This is a genomic window from Natrinema salifodinae (assembly GCF_900110455.1).
In the GTDB taxonomy this organism is placed as follows: Archaea; Halobacteriota; Halobacteria; order Halobacteriales; family Natrialbaceae; genus Natrinema; species Natrinema salifodinae.
The window spans coordinates 122,134-143,372 of the sequence record NZ_FOIS01000004.1 but is presented as its reverse complement, the minus strand read 5'-3'; the positions used below and the strand labels follow the sequence as shown (position 1 = coordinate 143,372).

Here is a 21,239-nt window from a genome sequence, read left to right as displayed (position 1 = left end):
GGCAATGAGTTCACCCCCGGACAGCGAACGGACGACAACTGCGTTAGACGTCCTCGCGGCCCCGCAGCGACGGTACCTGCTCGCCGCGCTGCTCGACCGCGGGGACGCGCTATCGACCGAGACCGAGACCGAAACCGAGACCGATCTCCCCGCTCTCCCCGAGACGTCTGCGACATCGACGTCGATATCGTCCTCGATGCCGGTCCCCGAACTCGCGACCGAAGTCGCGGCCACGGAACGCGGCTGTCCGATCGTTCCCGACAACCACTGCGAGCGGATCCACGTCTCGCTCGTCCACGCCCACGTCCCGCGCCTGGTCGACGTCGGCGTGCTGACCCAGCACACCGACGGGAGCGAGACGACCGTCGCGCTCGCCGCGCACCCGATGCTGTCGACCGACTGGGTCCGGACGCTGCTTTCGGATCCGACCGGCGAGGCGTTCCCGGCGGACGAGACGACGCTGGATCGCACGCTCGAGACGCTTCGCGAGCCGCGGCGCCGGACGATCTGTGCCGCCCTCGCGTCCCGTCGTGAGGCCGTCCCCATCGACGATCTCGCCGCCGCGATCGTCTCGCGGGAAGACGGCGACGAGCCGGCGCGAGAGACCGTCGTCACGTCGCTCGTCCACAAGCACCTCCCCGCGCTCGCGGACGTCGGACTCGTCGACTACGACGCCGGTGCGGATCGCGTCGAACTCGCGACCGACGCGCCGCAGTGGGAGGCCGATTGGCTGGTCGACGGGCCGCTGGCCGAGGCCGCCGATCTCGGCTCGGACTCCCGGGATCCCCGACGCGACCCGGACGCACCCGAACCGCAGCTGCACGCGGCCACCAACGGCGGCAGCGCCGACGCCCGCGTCGATACCTGCTGGACGATCACGGAACGAGACGAGATCGTCGCCAGGGAACGCGAGATCGTCGACGGCGCCGCGGAGGAGCTGTTCGTCACCGTCCCCCACGCGGGGACGGTCCGCCAGGCGTGTCTCGAGCGGTGGCGCGACGCGGCCGACCGGGGAGTCGACGTGTACGTCGGCTCGTGCTCGCCGCGCGTTCGGGACACCGTCCGATCGGCGGTTCCGGGCGCGACCGTCTGCGAGCCCCAGTTCGACTGGCTCAACGCGCCGATCGAGGGCGACCACCACGGTCGCGTCGTCTTCGCCGACCGCGAGTCGGCGATGGTCGTGACGATCGACGAGTCGGACGCGGACGAGGATCCGCGAGTGGGCGCGATCACCGGCGACGGCCGGGAAAACGCCCTGGTCTCGCTGGTCCGCGAACACCTCGGGCGGCGGCTGGACCGAATCACGACCTCGGGCGACGCCCGCGACGGGACCCCGCTTCAACTCTAACGGAGGAGCGCCGGGGTCCGTGTGAACTCATCGGATTCCATTGCTGAGAGGCGGTTGGCGGCGGCGTCAGGGAACGAGCAGGTAGATGAACCCGGCGTAGCCCGCGAGCAAGAGCACCCCGTCGACTCGGGTGATCCGTCGTCTGTACCGCATTATTCCGACCAAGACGACGGTGAAGGCGATCATGATCGGGAGTTCGAACCGGAGCGTCGACGGTTCGATCTCGATCGGCGTGATCAGGGCCACGACGCCGAGCACCGCGAGGATGTTGTAGATGTTCGAGCCGACGACGTTGCCGACGGCGAACGCCGACTCGTCGCGGATCGCACCCACGACCGAGGCGGCCAGTTCCGGCAGCGACGTCCCGAGCGCGAGCACCGTCAGGCCGATGACCAGATCCGAGACGCCCAGCGCCGACAGCAGTCCCGTTCCACCGGCGACGAGCCACCGCGAGCCGACCACGAGCGCGACCAGGCCGCCGAGGACGAGCGCGACGTCGCGGATCGAGACGCTCGATCCGGCGTCGGCGTCGTCGGCGTCGAGTTCGTCGCCGACGGGCGCGGGATCGGCGTTGACGTAGTACATGAGAAACGCCGTGAACCCCGCGAGCACCAGGAGAAACACCGCTCCTTCGAGCCGGCCGATCCGGCCGTTCGCCCCGAGTCCGACCAGCAGGATCGCCGCGAGCACCATCACGGGGACGTGCCGGCGCATCACCCGCTCGCCGATCGGCAGCGGTTTGATGACCGCGGCGGCCCCGAGCACCAGGCCGATGTTCGCGATGTTCGAGCCGACGACCGCGCCGAGGCCGATGTCGGTCGAGACGTTCAGCGCGCCGATCGTCGAGACGAACAGTTCGGGTGCGGTCGTCGCGAACGCGATCACCGTCACCCCGACGGTCGCGGCCCGGAGTCCGATCCCCAGCGCCAGGCGGCCGGCTCCGGCGACGAGGAGTTCGGCGCCGGCGTACAGCGCGGCGATTCCGGCCGCCAACAGGAGGAAAGACAGCGCCGTTCCCGAGAGCATAGACGCGGTTACTCACGAGCGGATCATAAAACGACCAGAAACGGTCGTCGATCGCTCGCTCCGGCGAAGCCGGACCCATTATGTCTCCGGCGCGTCGAGTCTCGGGCGAGATGGCCATGGACGTGTTCGGGCTCCTCGGCAACCCGGTGGGACACTCGCTGTCGCCGCCGATGCACGAGGCCGCCTACGACGAACGCGGGCTCGACGCCCGCTACGTGACGTTCGAACCCGAGCGGGACGATCTGGCGAACGCGATCGAGGGCGCCGACGCGCTCGGGATCGCGGGACTGAACGTGACCATCCCGTTCAAGCAAGAGGCGCTGGAGATCGTCACCCCAGAGGACCTGGCCGCCCGCATCGGCGCGGTCAATACGATCGATTTCTCCGGGTCGGGTCCACCGACGGGGTACAACACCGACGCGATCGGTGCGTTGCGCGCGCTGCGCGACCACGACGTGACCGTCGACGGCGCACAGGCGGTCGTCGTCGGCGCCGGCGGTGCCGGTCGGGCGATCGCGTTCGGACTCGCCGACGCCGGCGCGACGGTCGCGATCGCCAACCGGACCGAATCGACGGCCCACGACCTCGCCGACGAGGTCCCGGGCGCGAGCGGACACGGGCTCGCAGCGCTCGATCGCCTGGTCGCCGAGGCGGACGTGCTGGTCAACGCTACGAGCGTCGGGATGGAGGAGGACGAGACGCCGGTGCCCGGCGACGCGCTTCACGGCGATCTGGCCGTGCTCGATGCGGTCTACCGGCCGCTGGAGACGCGGCTGTTGCGCGACGCGGCCGACGCCGGCGCGACGACCGTCGACGGCGCGTGGATGCTGCTCTACCAGGGTGTCGAGGCCTTCGAGATCTGGACGGGCGAGGAGGCGCCGGTCGATGCGATGAACCGGGCGCTGCGCGAGCGGCTGTAAGCGAAAACCAACGGCCGTGACCCCGTTCGTGCTGACAGTATCAGGCGAATTTAAGTGTCGGAGCCGACTACATCGAGATAATGGCAATCTTCCAAAAGCTGAAGTCCCTGTTGGGGTTCGACGAGTCGGACTCGGAGCGCGGGCACTCCCGAGAGGTGGGGGTAACGGTCGAGCGGGAACGATCGGCGGACGACGGAAACGGGAACGAGGCCGTCGACGCCGAGCGCGACACCGCCGAGGGAACGACCGCCGAACCGCCGCAGTCGGCCGCGAGCGGGTCGACCGCGTCGAGTTCGACCGAGTCGATGACGGAGCCGACCGACGCCCCGGAGGAGGCTGCCGAACCGGCCGAAGCGACCAGTCCGGAGACCGAGGACGCGGCGCCGACGACCGAAAAGACGGCCGAGAAGTCGCCCGTCGAGGAAGCCGAACCCGACGACGTCGATGTCGACGCGGTGGAAACCGAATCGGAGACGGCGACTGAGACCACCGAATCCGAAGCCGAAACCGCCGAAGCTGAACCCGAGGCCGACACGGACGAAGTCGAGGCCGAACCCGAGCCCGAAGCTGAATCCGAAGCGCCCGAGGACGCGGCCGCCGAGGCCGAGGCTGAGCCTGAAACCGACGCCGAACCGGAACCCGAGGAGACCAACCAAGAACCGGTCGACTCGATCAAGGGCATCGGCCCGGCCTACGCCGACCGGCTTGCCGGAGCGGGTGTCGAAACCATCGGCGAACTCGCCGCCGCGGACGCCGCCGACCTGGCCGACCAGACCGATATCTCGGAGAAGCGCATTCAGGGCTGGATCGACCGCGCGGAAGTCCGGTAACGACACCCGAGACCGAATCCGACCCGACCCCGTCTCTCGCGTCGCACAGATTGCCGTCTCGTTTTCATCGCCCCGATCGCAGCCGGTCCGATATTTTCGCCACCCGATCAGTCTCGATCGCCTGGTCGGTTGCGTCGCGTCCCCGCCCCCGTAATCGCAAGAGGATTATCCGCCGGCCTCCTTTCGACGGCCATGAGCGATCCGCGCGTCGTCACGACGCTCGACTCGTTTCGTGCCGCCGCTCGCGGGCGTGCGGGCGACGAAGCGAGCGGTCGTGACGCCACGGCGACGCGCCCGGGGCTCCGAGTTCCGGTCGAAGTCCGCGTGTCCGTCGCCGATCCGTTCCTTGTCTACCGGCGCGCTCGGGACGGCGACGGCAACGCCTTCCTCGAGACGACCGGCGGCCAGGCCGGCTGGGGCTACTTCGGCGTCGATCCGGTCGACCGGCTCACCGTCGGCCCCGACGCGGTCCCACGGTGGAGAGCGGGACCCGACGAGGAGGGAGACGGCCAGGCACCGAGCCTGGCCGCGCTCGAAGGACTGCTCGCCGGCGACCGGCTCGCCCGCGGCGACTGCGACGTGCCCTTCCCCTGCGGCGCCGTCGGCTGGCTCTCGTACGATATCGCCCGCGAACTCGAGGCCCTGCCCGACTCGGCCGTCGACGACCGGGGACTGCCCCGGCTCGAGGTCGCGGTCTACGATCGGCTCGCCGCCTGGGAGGCCCCGACCGATGGGGACGGCGACGTGACGCTGCGGATCACAGCGTGTCCGCGCGTCGACGACCCCGCCGACGGCGGCGAGCCGACAGACGCCGACCTCGAGGCGGCCTACGAGCGCGGCCGGACCCGCGCGCTCGACCTCGCCCGGGCCGTCCGCGAGGGCGATCCGACGATCGGCGAGCCGCCCGTCTCGGCCCCGGAAGCAACCTTCGAGAGCGACTGCGGCCGCGAGGCCTTCGCCGACCGCGTCCATCGGGTCAAGGAGTACATCCGCGACGGCGACACCTTCCAGGCGAATATTTCTCAGCGCCTGGTCGCCCCCGCCGCGGTCCACCCGGTCGCGGCCTACGACGCCCTGCGGCGGGTGAACCCGGCGCCCTACTCGGGGCTGCTCGAGTTCCGGGCGGCCGACCTGGTGAGCGCGAGCCCCGAACTCCTGCTCGAGCGCGAGGTGCACGGCACCTCGGAATCCGCGAGCGGGCAGCGTCCGCGAGAGGGAGAGGGCGAACGCATCGGTGATCTCGTCCGAACGGAGCCGATCGCCGGCACGCGCCCGCGCGGCGAGACGCCCGCGGAAGACGACGAACTCGAGGCGGACCTGCTGACCGACGAGAAGGAACGCGCCGAACACGCGATGCTGGTCGACCTCGAACGCAACGACCTCGGGAAGGTCTGTGAGTACGGTTCCGTCGACGTCGCGGAGTACCGGCGGATCGACCGCTACTCCGAGGTGATGCACCTGGTCTCGAACGTCACCGGCCGCCTGCGCCCCGACGAGACGCTCGCCGACGCCGTCGCGGCCGTCTTCCCCGGCGGCACGATCACCGGCGCGCCGAAACCCCGCACGATGGAGCTCATCGACGAACTCGAGGCGACTAGGCGCGGCCCCTACACGGGCAGCGTCGGCATCTTCGGCTTCGACGGTCGGGCGACGCTGAACATTGTCATCCGGACGCTGGTCCGCCAGGCCGACGAGTACCACCTCCGGGTGGGCGCGGGCATCGTCCACGATTCGGATCCCGACAGCGAGTACGACGAGACGCTCGCCAAGGCCCGCGCGCTGCTGGCCGCCGTCGACGAGGCGCTGGGCGAGCGGGCCGAAATGGGCCTCGAGTCGGCGGAGGACGGCGTCGACGCCGACGAGACGGGACCGAACGCGGGAGGTGAGTCGAATGACTGACGCCCCGACCGCCGACGCCCGAATTCTCGTCGTCGACAACTACGACTCGTTCGCGTACAACCTCGTCCAGTACGTCGGCGAAGTCGCGGACGAGGTGATCGTCCGGCGCAACGACGAGATCGACCTCACAGGCGTTCGCGACCTCGATCCCACGGGAATCGTCGTCTCGCCTGGTCCAGGAACCCCGCAGGAGGCCGGGATCTCGATCCCGCTGTTCGCGGAAACCGACTACCCGATTCTGGGCGTCTGTCTGGGCCACCAGGCGCTGTGTGCAGCAAACGGCGCACCGGTCGTCCACGCCTCCGAAGTCGTCCACGGGAAACCCTCGACGGTGAGCCACGACGGCGAGGGGATCTTCGCCGGGCTCCCGTCGGACTTCCAGGTCGGGCGCTACCACTCGCTGGCGGTCGACCGCGCGGACCTGCCGTCCCCGTTGGAAGAGACCGCTCGGACGACCGACGAGCGCGGCGTCCTGATGGCGGTTCGCCACCGGGAGAAGCCCCACGTCGGCGTGCAGTTCCACCCCGAGAGCATCCTCACGCGGGCTCACTCGGACGCGGCGACGGGTGCGGCCGAGGACGGCCGCGGCGACGAGATCTCACTCGCGCTCGGTAAGGAGATGATCGCGAACTTCCGTCGGTTCGCCGCTCGAGTCGACGAGTGACCGACCGGTCGGCCGGGAGGACCGATCGGTGAGCCGCTACCGATCCGCGTCGATCACCTTCACGTCGTGCGGGTTGGGAGCGATCACGACGCGGTAGTCCTCGTACTCGAACCGGACTGTAACGTCCGGGTTCAACTCGAGCAGCGCGCCCAGCACCTCGGGATCGACGGCCTCGTACAGCGGGGGCAAGGCCGTCCGGTCGCGGCCCTCACGGGCCGCGATACGATCGAGTGCCGTGGCGATAGCTGGGTGCATCGTGATCGTCGAGGTGTTCGACGAGCGACAGCGCGAATGCTGTCCCGCAGTCCGGACACCGTGCCGGATCGTCGGTCGTCGCGATACGGACGTCGGTACCACAATCGCAGTGGAGTGCAACGCTCGAGACCATGGATAGCTTCGGTATCGGCCCCGATGCAGCGGAATACAATCCGGCGAGCGAATCAACGACAGCGACGACTGGACGGCGGGACGTCGGCACTTCTTTATTTCGCCAACGTCAATGGTGGATTGCTCCCGCTACGCGGGGGCTGTGGGAGCCGGAGTGCGTGGTTGGTCCTGGGCACTCCGGCTCGGCGCACTTTCGTGCTCGTCTGTGAGACACGCAATTTATACTAAAGAACGTTAGGATACTGACCGGTTAGTTCGAGAGATGTTGCTTCGAGAGAGGGGACGAAGGTCGTGGTTGCTTCGTTTTGTGTACATTGTGTACAGAAAACGCGGTACCCCTATGGGGGCGGGCAACGCGCGGCAGGCAGAGCGCGCGCCGCTTCCCGCAAGTCGAGATCAATCGGCCGAAACGAGCGTCACAGCGACGCCACCCGACTGGTAAGGAAAGAGAGAAGACCTCGATAACTGATATTGTTACGTTCGCTTAGGAGGGGGAGGAGTAGACCACTCGAGCGGTTAGTATAGGTCGAGTCAGTACCGGAGCAACAATCGATTTCACCGATAGCTGTCAAGAACAGTATACTGAATGCAGAGGTTGTAGTCAGCATGAGGTTTCTAATAGCGTCTGAGGATTTCAACAGAGCCGGGATTTCGAATGTTAAGCGGCGTAACGCTACTATCCAGGTCCGAAGGTCGCGATATCGGTTCCTACTGTCGCCAGTGCGTCGGCGGGGTTCGGGTCGCTGTCGGCCAGATGCGTGTACCGCTGTTCCGGGATGCTCGACAGTGCCGCCGTGACGGCCTCGCTGTACGTCTCGACGCCCGGTTCCGTCGGGTCATCGCCACCCCAGACGTCTCGGATGACCGTCATCGAATCGATGCGCACCTCCAGCCTGCGTGGCTCGTAGCGAGCCAGCAGTTCGGAGAGCCCGAGCTGGAGGGCGACGTATTCGGCGGTGTTGTTCCCCGTCCGGGAGCCGACGGGCCGGCCGAGACGGGCGAGTTGGTCCTCTGCAGCGTCCATGATGACAGCGCCCGCACCTGCGGGGCCGGGGTTGCCGCGTGAACTGCCGTCGACGTAGAGGACGAATGTGTCGCTCGTCGGCTCGGGGACGGATGGCCGGGTGAGTCCCGACGCGAGCAGGCTTTCGAGCGCGCGACGCAACTCGGCCGGGGTGGTCGCGGGGTCGAATAGACCGCCGTAGCCGGGGACAGCATCGTCAATGGCGTCGGTGGCAGCCGCCACCTCGTAGCCGACGCTCGCGAGTACCTCGTCGACGAGCGTGGCGAGCGGCGAGAGGTGTTCGGCTGGGAGGGGGTCGTCGGTCACGCTATTCTCCCCTTCGAGCTTCGGTTCCAGGCCCTCACACCCACGCTCCCGGACGATCTCGTTGGCTGGTCGCACCGCTGCATATAGGTCCTCGGTGGTCAAGCGGGATAATCTCTTCAGGTAGCACCGGTGGTAGACCGGTTTGAATCAGTCGGTCCTTTGAGAACCTCGGTGGCTGATACAAACGGCCTGCTGAATATAGAGTGTCCATCGGTCATTCCAATGGATTAGGGGCGACGAATCGTTTCGGGCTATATTTTCGATGTTAGAGGCTGCAATGGGGTTGGGGAATTTCCCAAAGGCATTCAACAGCGCCTGTGTTGATCTCCTCGCGGAGGACGGTATTGGAACTGTGGCGGGACGCGAGCAATCGACGCCCGTTCAGAGAGTGACTAACCTCAGTACCTCACGAAGCGTCCACATCCAACCGTGTCTGAGGTTTGAGTTCTGCGTCGGATCTTAGCGTTGTGATTCGCGGAGGATCAGCGGCTCGATGGCAAGTGTCCGTTTTGCTATGGTGACGATGCGAAGGACGTACGAGACGAACAGCATGAATGGAACGAGCGTCACCGCAAACGCACCGCCCACGACGAGGATGATGTGATCGAGACCGAGTGTGCTTCCTGGGAACGTCCCCGCATCGACGATTCCGACCATGATACCCGCAACGGCCAATGCCGGGACTGCAGCATAGAGAATCATCTGAGACAAGTCGATGAGTGCCCACTGGAAGTACAGCGTCTTGATGTGTTCGCGCGCCGGACCAAACAGAGACAGCGCTGTTTTGAGGTCGTCAAGCAAGCCGCGTTCTTCCTCATTGAGGCTCTCTTCGTATTCGTTCGCGAGACGTTCAACTTGGAAGATTTTCCAGCTATAATTGAAATTTAGTGCAGCGAATAACACATTGAACGAGCCGAACTGCGCATCCTCAAGTTGGTCACGCACCGTGTCAGCGTTCCCAGTGACGCTTTCAGCGAATTCATCGACCTCTTCTCGGAGGTTCTCGTTATCATTCTTGTCAATAGACTCTCGAAGAGCCGTCGTCCGTTGTGCCGTGATTCCGATGATCTGCCGGAGGAATTCGGATGGATCGGCAGGACTCGGAGATCCGATTAATTCTTCAGTAAAGTCCCGGACATCCATCGAACTGGCCATCCGCTCGCGTTGATCACCGAGCGGGCCGTTCTCTTGGGAGAGGACGAGCTGACCGATCGTGACGACGAGTGTCGTCCCAGTCACGATGACCGTGATCATCGTCGAGAACATCGTGTCGGTCATGTCGCCGGACTCGATTTGCTGTGAAAACGGTGGATCGAGGACAGCGACGGCGATGACGAATGCGACGAACACGGCACTGGTCAGGACGATGGAGACGAGAAAGCGGTTCGCGCGCAGCAGCAACCAGAGTTTAATCCGACTCTCGCCTGAGCGCTCACGCATCGTGTTGGCCGTACTGATGTCGGTCTTGTCAGTCATACTGGCTCACCCGATTGGGCAGGTCGCTTGAAAACGAGGTACTTGGTGCCGCCTCCCTCGTAGTCGATCGTCTCCACAAACTCCCAGCCTTCTGCACCGAGTTGATTCAACTCTGCTTTCGGATCCTCTGCTTCTTTTTGGGTCTCATCGCGCGGTGGGCGAAGCGTCTCGTACTCCCAGCGGGTCACTTCTGATTCGGACATCACTACTAGTAGGTACTGTAGCCCTCTATACCCCGCTCCACCACCGAGATAGTGGGAACATTCCTGATACGGAATATGGTCTGCTTGGACGCCCAGCAGTACAACGCGCAAGCACTCGGACATCGAAGCGGACAATGGATGGCGAGCACTCCCTCACGCCGCCGGGCCGTTGCGACGATAGTCTTGGATTCGATACGAAGCAGTCCCGCTCGGCAAACTCATCGGTGCATTCGCGCTCGTCAGTCTCGTCCCGGTCACTCTCGTATTCTTGCTCGGTGCTCAGGGTCCAGCTGCGATACTGGCAGTGATCGGGCAATTTATCCTCGCCGTCGGTGCGGGGATCATACTTATGTATGTCATCGCTCGTGGGAACCACCTGTCCGGCGACTGAATCGTATCGTGTCCACCCACCGTTTGGAGTATTCCTACAAGAGGTAATCACGAAAACTTGGTGACCGATACGCACCATGTATTCAGCACCGCTCTCTCAACATTCCTATCAACTACCCCTCATTAGAACACGTGGCTTCGGAGTCCCCCTGCACGGGCACTGCGTGACCGAGACGCTCCCGGGTAGCGGCGTGCGTTCACGACGGGCGGACAGTGGGTTCATAGTGCTCCGGGCGCGACGAAGGGATGAACGCGACGGCGATCGCACGCTATGACCGACGACCACCTCTATCACGTCGACGGCGAACTCGTCCCCGCCGACGAGGCGACCGTCAGCGTCGACGACCGCGGCTTCCGCTACGGCGACGCCGCCTTCGAGACCCTGCGGGCCTACGGCGGAACGCTCTTCGCCTGGGACGCTCACGTCGACCGGCTCGAACGAACCTGCGACCTCCTCTCGCTCGACCACGGCCTGGCGCCCGACGACCTGCGCGCGCGGATCGACGAGACGCTCGCGGCGAACGGCCTGGCGGACGCCTACGTCCGGCTCTCGATCACCCGCGGCGTCCAGCCGGGCAAGCTTACCCCGCAGCCGGCGGTCGATCCGACCGTCGTCGTCTACGTCAAACCCCTCCCTCGCGGCGGGCTCGAGGGCGAGTCCGTCTGGGACGGCCCGGCGACCGTCGCGACGGTCGAGACGCGCCGGATTCCCGACCAGGCGATCCTGGCCGCGGCCAAGACCCACAACTACCTCAATGGGATCCTCGCGCGTGCGGAACTCGACGCCGGGACCGACGAGGCGCTCATGTGCGACCGCGAGGGCCGACTGACAGAGGGCGCGACGAGCAACCTGTTTTTCGTCCGCGACGGCGCGTTGTACACGCCGACGACCGACGGCCCCGTCCTGCCGGGGATCACCCGCGAGATCGTGCTCGAGCTGGCTCGTCGGGCCGATATCGAGGTCCGCGAGGGCCGCTACGAGCCCGCCGACGTCTCCGACGCCGACGAGGCGTTCCTGACGAATCGGACCTGGGAACTGCGACCGATCGCGACGCTCGACGGTCGCGATATCGGTGGCGGTCCGGTAACGGAGCGGCTCTCGCGGCTGTACGACGAGCGCGTCGAGCAGTCGTGTTACTCGGACTGAGCCGGCGATGCAAATTCGCTCGCGGAGAATAGCTACCCGCGTCAGTCGTCGGACTCGACGACTCGACGGGTCGACTCGCCCGAGTCGGCGGGCATCTCGACCGGTTCCCGCTCCGTCCCCGAGAGTTCGAGCGCGAAGTCGGGTCCGAAGGCGCTCGCGGGCGTCTGGAATCCCGACGGAATCCGATCCCGTCCGTCGTCCCCGATCCCGAGGACGCGCTCGGCGGCCGAGACCGCCGACTCGGCAGTCAGCGCATAGGGGTTCGGCGTGCGGAGCCGAGCGCGGGCCCGTCTGTCGGTTTCCTCGTCGATGACTTCGCCCCAGACGACGGCGCTGCCGGTCGCCAACTCCCGTTCGGCCGGGCCGTCGAAACGGGCGTCGATCAGCCGCTTCAGTGCGCCCGCGACGGGACGGCGGTCGAGCAGCCAGGCGAGCGAGTCGACGGCCGACAGTCCCGTCGCCGCCCACCGCGGCGCGGCGGCGTAGACTTCGATCGACTCGATACCGGTGCTGTGAGCCGCGGTGACGACGTCGCCCCACGGGATCGTGATCGCGTGTTCGGGGCCGTCGCCGAAGTCGATCTCGCGCGTGCGGAAGGCCGCCGGCACCTGAATGAGCCGCCCGTTCCGGCGCACGACGCCCCCGTCGCCGAGGTGTTCGACGAGCGTCCAGGCGGTCCCCCGCGAGAGCCCGCCGCCGCCCGTGATCCCGAGGCGCAACCGGTCGGCCGCGGGCAGTTGCTCGGCGAGGAAGGCCGCCAGGCAGTCCGACGGGACGACGTCGAAGCCGACGCCAGGCAGGATCGTGATCCCCGCCTGACGGGCCGCCCGGTCGCGCTGGCGGAGGAATTCGAAGACCGCGAACTCGCCGGTGATGTCCAGATAGTCCGTCTCCGTCTCGAGGCAGGCCTCGACCAGCGGCTCGGCCGTCTCGACGAACGGACCCGCACAGTTGAGAACGGCGTCGAAGGACGCGAGTTGAGCGTCGAGGGTCCCGCTCCCCGCTTCGAGATCGAACGTCCGACCCTCGACGCCGAGGTCGTCGGCCTGGTCGGCGACGGCGCGCCCGTCGCGGCCGGCGACGACGGGCGACCCGCCCCGGGCGACAGCCTCGCGGGCGATCAGCCGCCCGGTGTAGCCGTAGGAACCGTAGATGAGAAGGGAGTCCATGGACCGCGTTGGTCGGACAGTGGTTTAAAGCTCCGTCAGACAATCGCGTGTGCGGTGTCGTAACGTTCAGGGCCAGTGACCGGTAAGAACGGCCCAATGGATGCAGCCGACGCAGGACGGATCGCAGCGCTGCCGGACGTACCCACCGACTCGACGTTTCTCTTTCGCGTGACCGACGAGTCGGACGAAGAACGGGAAGCGATTCTCGTCAGAACCGCGCCGGCCGACGGCGGCGAACCGACGACCGGAGACGGGGATGGATTCGACGGAGACGGGGAGAGCGATGGAGACGAAGCCGGTCCCGCCGAGATCGCGTGCTGGCTCAACTACTGCCAGCACCTCACGCACATCAAATTAGACAAGGGCTCGGGTGCGCCGATGCGAAACGGCGAACTCGTCTGTGCGAACCACGGCGCGTACTTTGAGGCCGAGTCCGGGCGCTGCACCTTCGGTCCCTGCGAGGGTGCCTATCTCACCGACCTCGAGGTCACCGTCTCGGACGGCGACGTTTACCTGGTGGATGACGAGTTCGAGTTCGTCGGTCCCGGCCCGATCGAGCGCGACGACCTCGATCGCGCCTCATCCTCGAACGTGGAGTTCTGACCGTTAGACCGCATCGGGAGCGACCAGGTCCCGTTCCTGATCGTACTCGAGGAGCCCGGCGTCGACCAGGCGCGGCAGGTGATCGTGGTACAGCGAGAGGTACACCTCGGTGACGTGTTCGGGCGAGATGTTCGTCACGTTGTGGCCGGTCTCGCGGATGGCGACTTCCTCGGCCGCGTCCGGGAGCGTCAGTTCCTCGTCGTAGGTCCGCATGACCTCCAGCAGGAGCCGGCGGCGCTGGTTGGCCAGCAGGGCGAACGCGTCGTCGAGCGTCTCTGCCGACGCGTCGCGGTCGTCGAGCCAGTCGAGTACTGTCTGGACGAACTCGACCGCATCGAGTTCCGAGTGGGATCTGGACGTCATAGGTGCTCGAGCCTCGAGCCAAACGACGACGGGTCGGAACGGGTTCGGGTCTGTCCGTGGTCGGACCCGACCGACCGCTGCCGATGGGACTATCGTCACCGTTCGATCGAGGGCACGTATCAGGTTCTCGCGTGCCCCCTAAATATGAGTGTCGAACTATGATGAGGATCAGTCGGCATTGATGACTGTAACGATGGAACGACTGTCACCTGCGGTTATTCGATAGTGAACGTCGGTTCGTCGACCGACTCGCTCTTGCAGTCGGGACAGCGCGAGGGGAGGTTCAACAAATCGTCGTAGTCGTCGAACCCGCAGTCTCGACACGTCGGCGGCGCGACGAGCAGCCGTTCGTCGGTTCCCTCGACCGACCGGGAGACGTGTTCGACGTGGCGGACGACCGCGTGGGGAGTCAGATCGAACTGGGTTGCCAGTTCGCTCGGCGTCGCCGGTTCGGCTCGCAGGGCGTCGGCGAGTCGCTGCCGCGTCGTTTCGTCGGCCTGGCGCATACGTCGATGCACGGCGTTCGCGCTTTTACCGTTTGCTCCGTCGACGCTCGATCAGCCCCCGACGGATGGGGGACCGGATCTTATGAAAGGGCAAACGACTTAGACCCCGCAGGAGAAATTCGGGCCATGAAGGCCGTCGTCCTTGCAGGCGGGTACGCGACCCGAATGTGGCCGATCACCAAACATCGGCCCAAAATGTTCCTCCCGATTGGCGAATCGACCGTCGTCGATCGCATCTTCGCCGAGCTCGAGGAAGACGAGCGAATCGAGGAGGTCTACGTCAGCACCAACGAACGGTTCGCACCCGACTTCGAGGCCCACCTCGCCGACAGCGAGTTCGACAAGCCCACGCTCTCGATCGAGGACACGACCGAGGAAGACGACAAGTTCGGCGTCGTCGGCGCCCTCTCCCAGCTGATCGACCGCGAGAACGTCGACGACGACCTGCTGATCATCGCCGGTGACAACCTGATCAGCTTCGACGTCGCCGACTTCCTCGACTACTTTCAGGAGCGGGACGCGCCCACGCTCGCCGCCTACGATGTCGGCTCCCGCGAGAAGGCCAAGTCCTACGGCCTGGTCGACCTCGACGGCGACCGCGTCGTCGACTTCCAGGAGAAACCGGACGATCCCAAGAGCACGCTCGTCTCGATCGCCTGCTACGCCTTTCCGCAGGAATCGCTTGATCTCCTCCCGACCTACCTCGAAGACGGAAACAACCCCGACGAACCCGGCTGGTTCGTCCAGTGGCTCCAGAATCGCGAGCCGACTTGCGCCTACACCTTCGAGGGCGCCTGGTTCGACATCGGCACCCCCGAGAGCTACCTCGACGCCGTCGCCTGGCACTTAGACGGCGACTCGCTGGTCGCCGACTCCGCGACGTTAGAGGACGCCACGATCGGGGAGAACGTCCACGTCATGGGCGACGTAACCCTCGAGGACACCAACCTCGAACACACGATCATCTTCCCCGACGCGACGGTCCAGAACGGCGACATCAGGCGGTCGATCATCGACCAGGGGACCCGTCTGGAGGATTTGGACCTCGCGGGAGCGCTCATCGGCGCCCACACGACGATTACGAACGGCACGGACTGATACGGTCTGCTGTAACGATTTACCGGCGCAACCGCAGTCCGGACTGCGGTTGCGCCAGAAATGACTTACAGCGGTCCGTATAGGGGCCAGCGTCTCCGCCGCCGTCGAACCGTTCGCCGCCGATCCGTTTTCGATTCCGCGCCGCTGCCGACAGCGCTCGCTCTCGAGTCGGTCGCTCGCGCTGGCCGGTCTCACGTCTCGCGCCTGTTCCGCTACGAGGGCGGTGAAAAGGGAGTTTCGCGCCGACCGTCTCGTCCGGTGGGCCTTAGATCGCCGTCAGTTCCTTCGCTTCTTCGAGCCCGTTCTCGGCCTCCTGCTTGGTCCGTTCGAGGCGATCCGTGATCTCGTTCGGGTGACCGATCCGATCGGAAAGTTCGAGCAGCGTCTCGAGTTTCGTGATCTCGAGGCGCTCGATCCCCCGGGCCAGTTCCGTCTCGACGAGATCGCCGAGCACCGGATCGTTCAGATCGCCGACGATGTCCTCGCGGTCGGTCCGCAGCCCCTCCAGCGCCGGATTATCGATCGGCCCCGGTTCGGCCTCGATCGCGTCGAAGATCGGTTCGAGCCGGCCGATCTGTTCCGTCGTCGTCTCGCTGTGAGCCATGAAAAACTCCTCGAGTTCCTCGTCGGTCGCGGCCTCGGCCAGGCCCGACTGGACCTCTTCCAGTTCGCGTTCGATGTGGTAGAGTTCCCGCAGTTCTCGAACGAACAGGTCACGATCGCTTTCGATCATATCACCACCGTCGACGCAAAGCCGCAAAGCGGTTCGGCCGTCACTCGAAACGTCGCCTTTCGCGCCGATGGCACCGAAACCGGGGCGGCCGCGCCGCGGCGTGAGGGAGCCAGCGAAATCGCGGTCAGTCCCGGTGCGACTCGCGAAACGCCGCCTGGCCCGCCATCACCGCGTCCAGTCGCTCGCGGCAGCGCGATATTCAACGCGTCCGTGCTCCCGTTTTACTCGAGTCGCGCGTCGGTGATCCGCAGGCTTCCGCGGGTTCCGTCCCACTCGGTCTCGTACTCGAGGTCGATCCGCCGGTCCATGTGCGGTCCGTCCACGACCAGCGTCTCGAACTCGCCGCCCTCGCCTAGAATGTGGACGCCGTACTCCTCGTGGAGGTCCTCGAGATCGGCGATCGCCTCGCGGTCGAGGGTCCGACCCAGCCACGACTCGTCCAAGCCGTGGGCCGCGACCTGGATGATTTCGATCTCGAAGCCCGCCTCGAGCATCGCGTCGGCCAACTCTCGGGGGTCTTCCTGCCACAGCGGGGCGAAGAGTTCGCAGCCCAGACGGTCGCACATCCCCTGAATCCGGCTGGTCTGGTACTCGCTTTCGACGGCGCCGGCCGTGACGCCGGCGATGCCGCCCGGGAGGTCGCCATCGAGAGCTTCGAGGGCGGCTTCGAGCGGTTCGAGCTCGTCGTCACCCTGGGCGCTCGAGTCCGCGGCCGCCTCGGCCGCGAAGTCGTCGGGTTCGACGTCGACCAGTTCGATGCCGATGCTCTCGGCCGCCAGGCCGGCCAGGTCGGTCGCGGGGACGTGGTACATGTACGAGTCGCCCGCGGGGTGGACGGTGACGAGCCGCTGTACGTCGAGACCCTCCGCGAGGGCCCGGTACAGCGCCCACGAGGAGTCCTTGCCGCCGGAGAAGAGGCTCACCCACGCGCCGTCTGCGTCGCTCATAGTCGATGGTTGCCGGGTGCGGGTAAATGGGTACCGAGTTGGGACGGAGTCACCGCTCGCGGTTTTCGCTCGGGTCGGGTCCCGCGTTCGAATCGGCCCCGCCGTCGGTGAGTTCGGGATCAGTCCGATCGGGCGCCGGATCAGGGTCGGCGTCGGAGTTGACGGCCGCCTCGGCTCCCCCGTTCGGTTCGCGTTCGACGTCGGGTGCCGAGGGCGGCCCGCCGTCCGCGAGTCCCGCGTCCGAACCGCCGTCGGGACGATCCAGTTCGCCCCGCGTCCCGCTGACGGAGGCGGCGATTCGGGCCCCGATGAGGCTCACGACGATCGCGGTGACGACGAACAGCGCGAGCCGTTCGCTGGCCCCCATGATGATCCGCTCGTTCTGAAGGACGCCGAGTTCGGCCGCCGGGACGACGAACGGGTCGATCACGTTCTGTTGCTCGAGGAAGTACGCGGAGAAGCCGCGGACGACCAGGCTCACCGCGAGGACGATAAACGGCAGGTTGAAAAACGACTGCCGGATCGGGTCCTCGCCGATCGCCTCGTCGAGCAGCCGGCCGGCGCTGGCGGTCAGCGCGGCCATCGCCAGCCAGGGGATGCTGTCGAAGACGAACCGCATCGCGGGAACCACCACGCCGGACGTGTGCTCGAGACTCGAGACCCCGAGCGCGCCCACGAACAGGCCGACGAGGGTCAGCCCGGCCGCGACGACGTAGGTGACGACCGACACCTGGCCGGAGTACAGCGACTCCCGGGTCTGGCGGGTGAGCCTGGTCAGGCGCTCGTCGATGTTGAAGCCCTTGTAGAGCAGGAACAGGCCGATGACGGTGGTGATCGCGGCTGCGCCCTCCGCGGGGCCGACGGTGGTCGCCAGCAGCGGGAAGACCAGCAGCGTCAGCCCGATCGGCACGAGGACGGTCTGGCGCAGTTCCTCGTCGGCGAGGAACTGCTTGAGCAGGTAGTAGGTCGACTCGATGTCGCGGGCCTGGCGGACGACGACGCGGTCGACGGAGTCGACGCGGACGCGGCTCTCGACGATGGGGATCAGCCGCTCGTCCTCGGCGCTGTCGGTCACGACGACCGCGGAGTCGGGGTCGTGGTCGTCGATAAGGACGTCGAGTTGCTCGGCGACCGCTCGATCGGCCGACACCATCGACTCTCGGTCTCCGGAGACGACGGCGACGACGACGTCCTCGTTCTCGTCGCGGAGGTTCTGGGCGACTCGAAGTGACTCGAGCAAGGTGTTGACGCCCGAGTCCTCGGGATCCGCGAGACCGACGTCGGTCACGAGCGCGCGAACTGCCTCCCAACCGACGACTGGCGAGCGGAGGCCGGTCTTGCGGCCAACGTCGTCGGTCCGATCGAGGCAGACGACCAGCGTTGTCACGGATAGGCGTTGGGTTCCCGGCGACGATAAAACCACTTACTCGTTCGAGACGTTCCCGTTCCGCCACGGTCCGCGAACGCGACCTGAGCGGCCGCGGCCGACGAACTCAGCTCCGCAGGCGGAACCCGCGACCGTCGCCGAGGCCGGCGATCCCGGCTCCGAAGGCGTAGGCTACCCGCTGGGCCCCGGCACCGACGCGAGCCATCAGCGGCCGCTTGGGCTCGAACTCCTCGACGGTCACGTCGTCCGCACCGAGCCGATCCGCCAGTTCGTCCTCGATCTCCCGGCGGGTGCCGAGGTGATCGACCAGGCCAAGCTCGTCGGCTTGCTCGCCCAGGTAGATCCGCGCCTCGGTGTCGCGGACGAACTCCGATTCGAGGTCGCGGCCGTCGCTGACCCGCTCGACGAAGGTGTCGTAGTAGTCGTCGATCAGCCCCTGCAGGTACGCGCGCTCGTCGTCGTCCATCTCCTTCAGCGGCGTCCCGGCGTCCTTGTAGTCGCCGGCGGCAAAGCGCTCGTAGGAGAGGCCGACCTTCTTGGCGAGGTCGCTGGCGTTGACCCGGGAGCCGATGACGCCGATCGAGCCGACGATCGACCCCTCGCGGGCCCACAGTTCGTCACAGCCGCTGGCGATCCAGTAGCCGCCGCTGGCGCAGACGTCGGTCGCGTAGGCGATCGTCGGCCCGTCGAACCGCTCGGTCGCGAGCCGGATGTCGTCGCTGGGCACGACCTCGCCGCCTGGCGTGTTCAGTTTCACTAGCAGCGCGTCGACGTTGTCGTCCTCGTCCGCGCGGTCGATCTGCTCGACGACGTCGTCGGCCGGCGTCGCACCGGGACTCGTCGGCAGCGGCCCGCCGCCGCCGTCGCGACTGATCGGTCCCTCGACGGCGACCTCGGCGACGTCGTAGTCGGGGAACAGCGATCCGGCGATGTTGCTCGCGAACCGAAGGCCGAGGAGGGCGGCTGCGATCGCGACCAACACGCCGAACAGCTCCGTCAGCGTGTCCGGATAGACGACGAACAGGGCGACGGCGACGAGAGCGGACGCGAGTCCGCCGAGGGCGACGGTCAGAAGACGATCGAGATTCCTGCTAGCGGCCACGGATGGCACCTCGAATCATATGGGGTAGGTGGGAGCGAGTCCCGTTAAGCGTTGACGGTTATCGGTCGTCGCCGATTCGAGACGCGAGTCCGATTCGGGATCGAGTGCCGGTCACTGCGACTCGGATTGCGGTCCGCCGTCTGTCTGAGCCGACCGCGTCGGCTCGCCCTCTGCGGTCGAACTCGTCTCGGTCGGCTCCGCGCCGGCGTCTTCCGGATGCTCGGTCTCGTCCTCGGTCGGGATCTCGGTTCCCGGCTCACCCGCGGCCGTTTGGGCCGCCTCGGAGCGGCTGTCCAGCCACGCCCGGACCAGGTTCACGCCGTCCTGAAAGAACGGCACCGGATCGTCCGTGACCGCGTAGTCGAATCGGGGCTGACGAACGAGCGACGTGGCGACCTCGCGTGCGGCACTACTCAGAGACGGGCGCTCGACGAGGGGGTACTCCTCGGTAGCCACGCTGTGCAGGTAACTGAGTTCGCCCCGGAGAAGGTGTCCGCCCATGCCGACCTCGTAAGTCGGTTCCGAGGAGATCGGCTCATCGGTCGCCAGCTGCCAGTAGTAGTAGGGGAAGTCGGCGCCCGTGCGAACCGAGAACGGCAGGGACGACCAGAAGCGGGGATTGATCTCCATCAGCTTGAACTCGTCGTCGGCGGGGTCGCGCAGGAACTCGACCATCGCTAAGCCGTGCCACTCGAGTTCGTCGAGCAGGGCACGGCCGGCGGTCTCGAGTTCCGGGATGTGAACCGACTCGCGGTAGGCGCTGGGACCGCCGCAGTACTTCCAGCCGCGGCGCTGGCAGTGCTGGAAGGTCGCGACCGGGTCACCGTGGTCGTAAAGCGCGAAGAAGCCGAATTCCCGCGAGTCGGGGATCCGCTCCTGAACGAGCGGGACGTGACCGCGCTTTGCGATCTCCGCTTGGGGATCCGGCCGCGTACCGGGTCGCTGGTACTCGGTCGAGCCGATCTCCGCGTCATCGGCTCTGCGGCCGAGATAGGCGGATGCCGCAACGGTGTAGCGCGGTTTCACGATGGCCTCGCGATCCCACTCGTCCCACTCGTTGAGGAGGGTCGTCTCGGGGGCCGCGACCCCGGCGGCGTCGGCAGCCTCGAAGAGTTCGACGCGGTCCTGGACGCGCCGGAGGGTGTCGAAGTTCGGCCACGGCGTCGCGATTTCGTCGGCGAATGCGTCCTTGCGGTCCGAGAGGACGTAGATGTCCTCTTCGCGGACCGGGATGATCGTCTCGACGTCCGATCGTTCGGCGAGCGAGAGTAAGGCGTCCCCGTAGGCAGACAGATCAGTCGTCGGATCCGGCAGTGAGACGAACTCGTCGCGGTAGGTCGAGCTGGCCGCCGGCGTCGATCGTGACTCGGAGCCGACGATGGTTCGGACGCCGCGCGGTCGGAGCGAGCGGAGACAGGCGACGGTGCTCGGCGCGTCGATCCCGGGCACGACCACGCTCACGTCGTCCCTGTAGCGTTGCATGGCCGATAACAGTCGATCTGGTTCCATTGTTATAGATCGGATAACACGCCCCGGCGGACGCCGGTCCGGGGTATGCCCGAATGGACGGCGTTAGGAATCGAATACCCGCCGTTTGACGGTGATATCGGTGTCGATCGTGCACTGCCGTCTCCGGCCGTCTATCGGGTCGAACGCGTGATCCAACGCGATATCGAACCCCTTCTTGTCGACTAATCCAATGTAGGCATCC

General features: G+C 66.5%; 21 protein-coding genes. 8 read left to right on the top strand and 13 right to left on the bottom strand.

Annotated features, from left to right (window positions below):
• Positions 1 to 4 precede the first annotated feature (4 nt).
• Positions 5 to 1,348 (top strand): DUF7344 domain-containing protein, encoded by a 1,344-nt coding sequence (locus BMY29_RS15075; RefSeq protein WP_049989726.1) that lies wholly within the window; start codon positions 5 to 7, stop codon positions 1,346 to 1,348.
• Positions 1,349 to 1,414: 66 nt separating this feature from the next.
• On the opposite strand, the gene BMY29_RS15070 is transcribed toward BMY29_RS15075, so the two are convergent.
• Complete coding sequence (locus BMY29_RS15070) at positions 1,415 to 2,374, bottom strand: calcium/sodium antiporter (RefSeq protein WP_049989725.1); 960 nt, start codon at positions 2,372 to 2,374, stop codon at positions 1,415 to 1,417.
• A gap of 116 nt (positions 2,375 to 2,490) precedes the next feature.
• Between BMY29_RS15070 and BMY29_RS15065 the strand changes: the two genes are divergently transcribed.
• The 4 genes from BMY29_RS15065 to BMY29_RS15050 all read left to right on the top strand — a co-directional run bounded on the left by BMY29_RS15065 (position 2,491) and on the right by BMY29_RS15050 (position 6,687).
• Positions 2,491 to 3,294: a shikimate dehydrogenase gene (locus BMY29_RS15065; protein WP_049989770.1), complete on the top strand. Its 804-nt coding sequence runs from the start codon at positions 2,491 to 2,493 to the stop codon at positions 3,292 to 3,294.
• Between the two features lie 80 nt (positions 3,295 to 3,374).
• Positions 3,375 to 4,124: a helix-hairpin-helix domain-containing protein gene (locus tag BMY29_RS15060; protein ID WP_049989724.1), complete on the top strand. Its 750-nt coding sequence runs from the start codon at positions 3,375 to 3,377 to the stop codon at positions 4,122 to 4,124.
• 192 nt (positions 4,125 to 4,316) lie between these two features.
• Complete coding sequence (locus BMY29_RS15055) at positions 4,317 to 6,023, top strand: anthranilate synthase component I family protein (protein WP_049989723.1); 1,707 nt, start codon at positions 4,317 to 4,319, stop codon at positions 6,021 to 6,023.
• Positions 6,016 to 6,687, top strand: coding sequence for an anthranilate synthase component II (locus BMY29_RS15050; RefSeq protein ID WP_049989722.1), 672 nt, complete (start codon positions 6,016 to 6,018; stop codon positions 6,685 to 6,687). The genes BMY29_RS15055 and BMY29_RS15050 overlap by 8 nt, the downstream gene beginning before the upstream one ends.
• 36 nt (positions 6,688 to 6,723) lie before the next feature.
• Here the strand turns inward: BMY29_RS15050 and BMY29_RS15045 are convergent, their stop codons facing one another.
• The 4 genes from BMY29_RS15045 to BMY29_RS15025 all read right to left on the bottom strand — a co-directional run bounded on the left by BMY29_RS15045 (position 6,724) and on the right by BMY29_RS15025 (position 10,083).
• Positions 6,724 to 6,942 (bottom strand): HalOD1 output domain-containing protein, encoded by a 219-nt coding sequence (locus BMY29_RS15045; protein WP_049989721.1) that lies wholly within the window; start codon positions 6,940 to 6,942, stop codon positions 6,724 to 6,726.
• Between the two features lie 808 nt (positions 6,943 to 7,750).
• Entirely contained in the window at positions 7,751 to 8,404 is a 654-nt protein-coding gene (locus tag BMY29_RS15035; RefSeq protein ID WP_049989769.1) for a ribonuclease HI family protein, read from the bottom strand.
• 459 nt (positions 8,405 to 8,863) lie between these two features.
• Complete coding sequence (locus BMY29_RS15030; RefSeq protein ID WP_049989719.1) at positions 8,864 to 9,880, bottom strand: DUF7972 family membrane protein; 1,017 nt, start codon at positions 9,878 to 9,880, stop codon at positions 8,864 to 8,866.
• Positions 9,877 to 10,083: a Sp36 family protein gene (locus BMY29_RS15025; protein WP_012945603.1), complete on the bottom strand. Its 207-nt coding sequence runs from the start codon at positions 10,081 to 10,083 to the stop codon at positions 9,877 to 9,879. The genes BMY29_RS15030 and BMY29_RS15025 overlap by 4 nt, the downstream gene beginning before the upstream one ends.
• Before the next feature lie 661 nt (positions 10,084 to 10,744).
• On the opposite strand from BMY29_RS15025, the gene BMY29_RS15015 reads away from it, so the two are divergent.
• Positions 10,745 to 11,620: an aminotransferase class IV gene (locus BMY29_RS15015; RefSeq protein ID WP_049989718.1), complete on the top strand. Its 876-nt coding sequence runs from the start codon at positions 10,745 to 10,747 to the stop codon at positions 11,618 to 11,620.
• A 41-nt stretch (positions 11,621 to 11,661) separates the two neighbouring features.
• Here the strand turns inward: BMY29_RS15015 and BMY29_RS15010 are convergent, their stop codons facing one another.
• Positions 11,662 to 12,789 carry a saccharopine dehydrogenase family protein gene (locus BMY29_RS15010; protein WP_049989717.1) on the bottom strand — a complete coding sequence of 376 codons (1,128 nt, stop codon included), beginning with the start codon at positions 12,787 to 12,789 and terminating at the stop codon, positions 11,662 to 11,664.
• A gap of 96 nt (positions 12,790 to 12,885) precedes the next feature.
• On the opposite strand from BMY29_RS15010, the gene BMY29_RS15005 reads away from it, so the two are divergent.
• On the top strand, positions 12,886 to 13,392 hold the full coding sequence (locus tag BMY29_RS15005; protein ID WP_049989716.1) for a Rieske (2Fe-2S) protein: 507 nt from the start codon (positions 12,886 to 12,888) through the stop codon (positions 13,390 to 13,392).
• 3 nt (positions 13,393 to 13,395) lie between these two features.
• On the opposite strand, the gene BMY29_RS15000 is transcribed toward BMY29_RS15005, so the two are convergent.
• Together BMY29_RS15000 and BMY29_RS14995 are read right to left on the bottom strand one after the other, a co-directional pair.
• Positions 13,396 to 13,755 carry a DUF7344 domain-containing protein gene (locus BMY29_RS15000; protein ID WP_049989715.1) on the bottom strand — a complete coding sequence of 120 codons (360 nt, stop codon included), beginning with the start codon at positions 13,753 to 13,755 and terminating at the stop codon, positions 13,396 to 13,398.
• Positions 13,756 to 13,970: 215 nt separating this feature from the next.
• On the bottom strand, positions 13,971 to 14,261 hold the full coding sequence (locus tag BMY29_RS14995) for a transcriptional regulator (protein ID WP_049989714.1): 291 nt from the start codon (positions 14,259 to 14,261) through the stop codon (positions 13,971 to 13,973).
• 126 nt (positions 14,262 to 14,387) lie between these two features.
• Between BMY29_RS14995 and BMY29_RS14990 the strand changes: the two genes are divergently transcribed.
• Entirely contained in the window at positions 14,388 to 15,359 is a 972-nt protein-coding gene (locus BMY29_RS14990; protein ID WP_049989713.1) for a nucleotidyltransferase family protein, read from the top strand.
• A 265-nt stretch (positions 15,360 to 15,624) separates the two neighbouring features.
• On the opposite strand, the gene BMY29_RS14985 is transcribed toward BMY29_RS14990, so the two are convergent.
• The 5 genes from BMY29_RS14985 to BMY29_RS14965 form a co-directional block, all read right to left on the bottom strand.
• Positions 15,625 to 16,092: a YciE/YciF ferroxidase family protein gene (locus BMY29_RS14985; protein ID WP_049989712.1), complete on the bottom strand. Its 468-nt coding sequence runs from the start codon at positions 16,090 to 16,092 to the stop codon at positions 15,625 to 15,627.
• Between the two features lie 221 nt (positions 16,093 to 16,313).
• Positions 16,314 to 17,039, bottom strand: a complete 726-nt coding sequence (locus BMY29_RS14980; protein WP_049989711.1) for a diphthine--ammonia ligase — start codon at positions 17,037 to 17,039, stop codon at positions 16,314 to 16,316.
• Positions 17,040 to 17,088: 49 nt separating this feature from the next.
• Positions 17,089 to 18,426, bottom strand: a complete 1,338-nt coding sequence (locus tag BMY29_RS14975; RefSeq protein ID WP_049989710.1) for a DUF373 family protein — start codon at positions 18,424 to 18,426, stop codon at positions 17,089 to 17,091.
• 106 nt (positions 18,427 to 18,532) lie between these two features.
• Positions 18,533 to 19,528, bottom strand: a complete 996-nt coding sequence (gene sppA / locus BMY29_RS14970; protein ID WP_049989709.1) for a signal peptide peptidase SppA — start codon at positions 19,526 to 19,528, stop codon at positions 18,533 to 18,535.
• 111 nt (positions 19,529 to 19,639) lie between these two features.
• A complete protein-coding gene (locus tag BMY29_RS14965; protein WP_049989708.1) occupies positions 19,640 to 21,010 on the bottom strand; it encodes a carboxylate--amine ligase in 1,371 nt (456 codons plus the stop codon).
• Positions 21,011 to 21,239 lie beyond the last annotated feature (229 nt).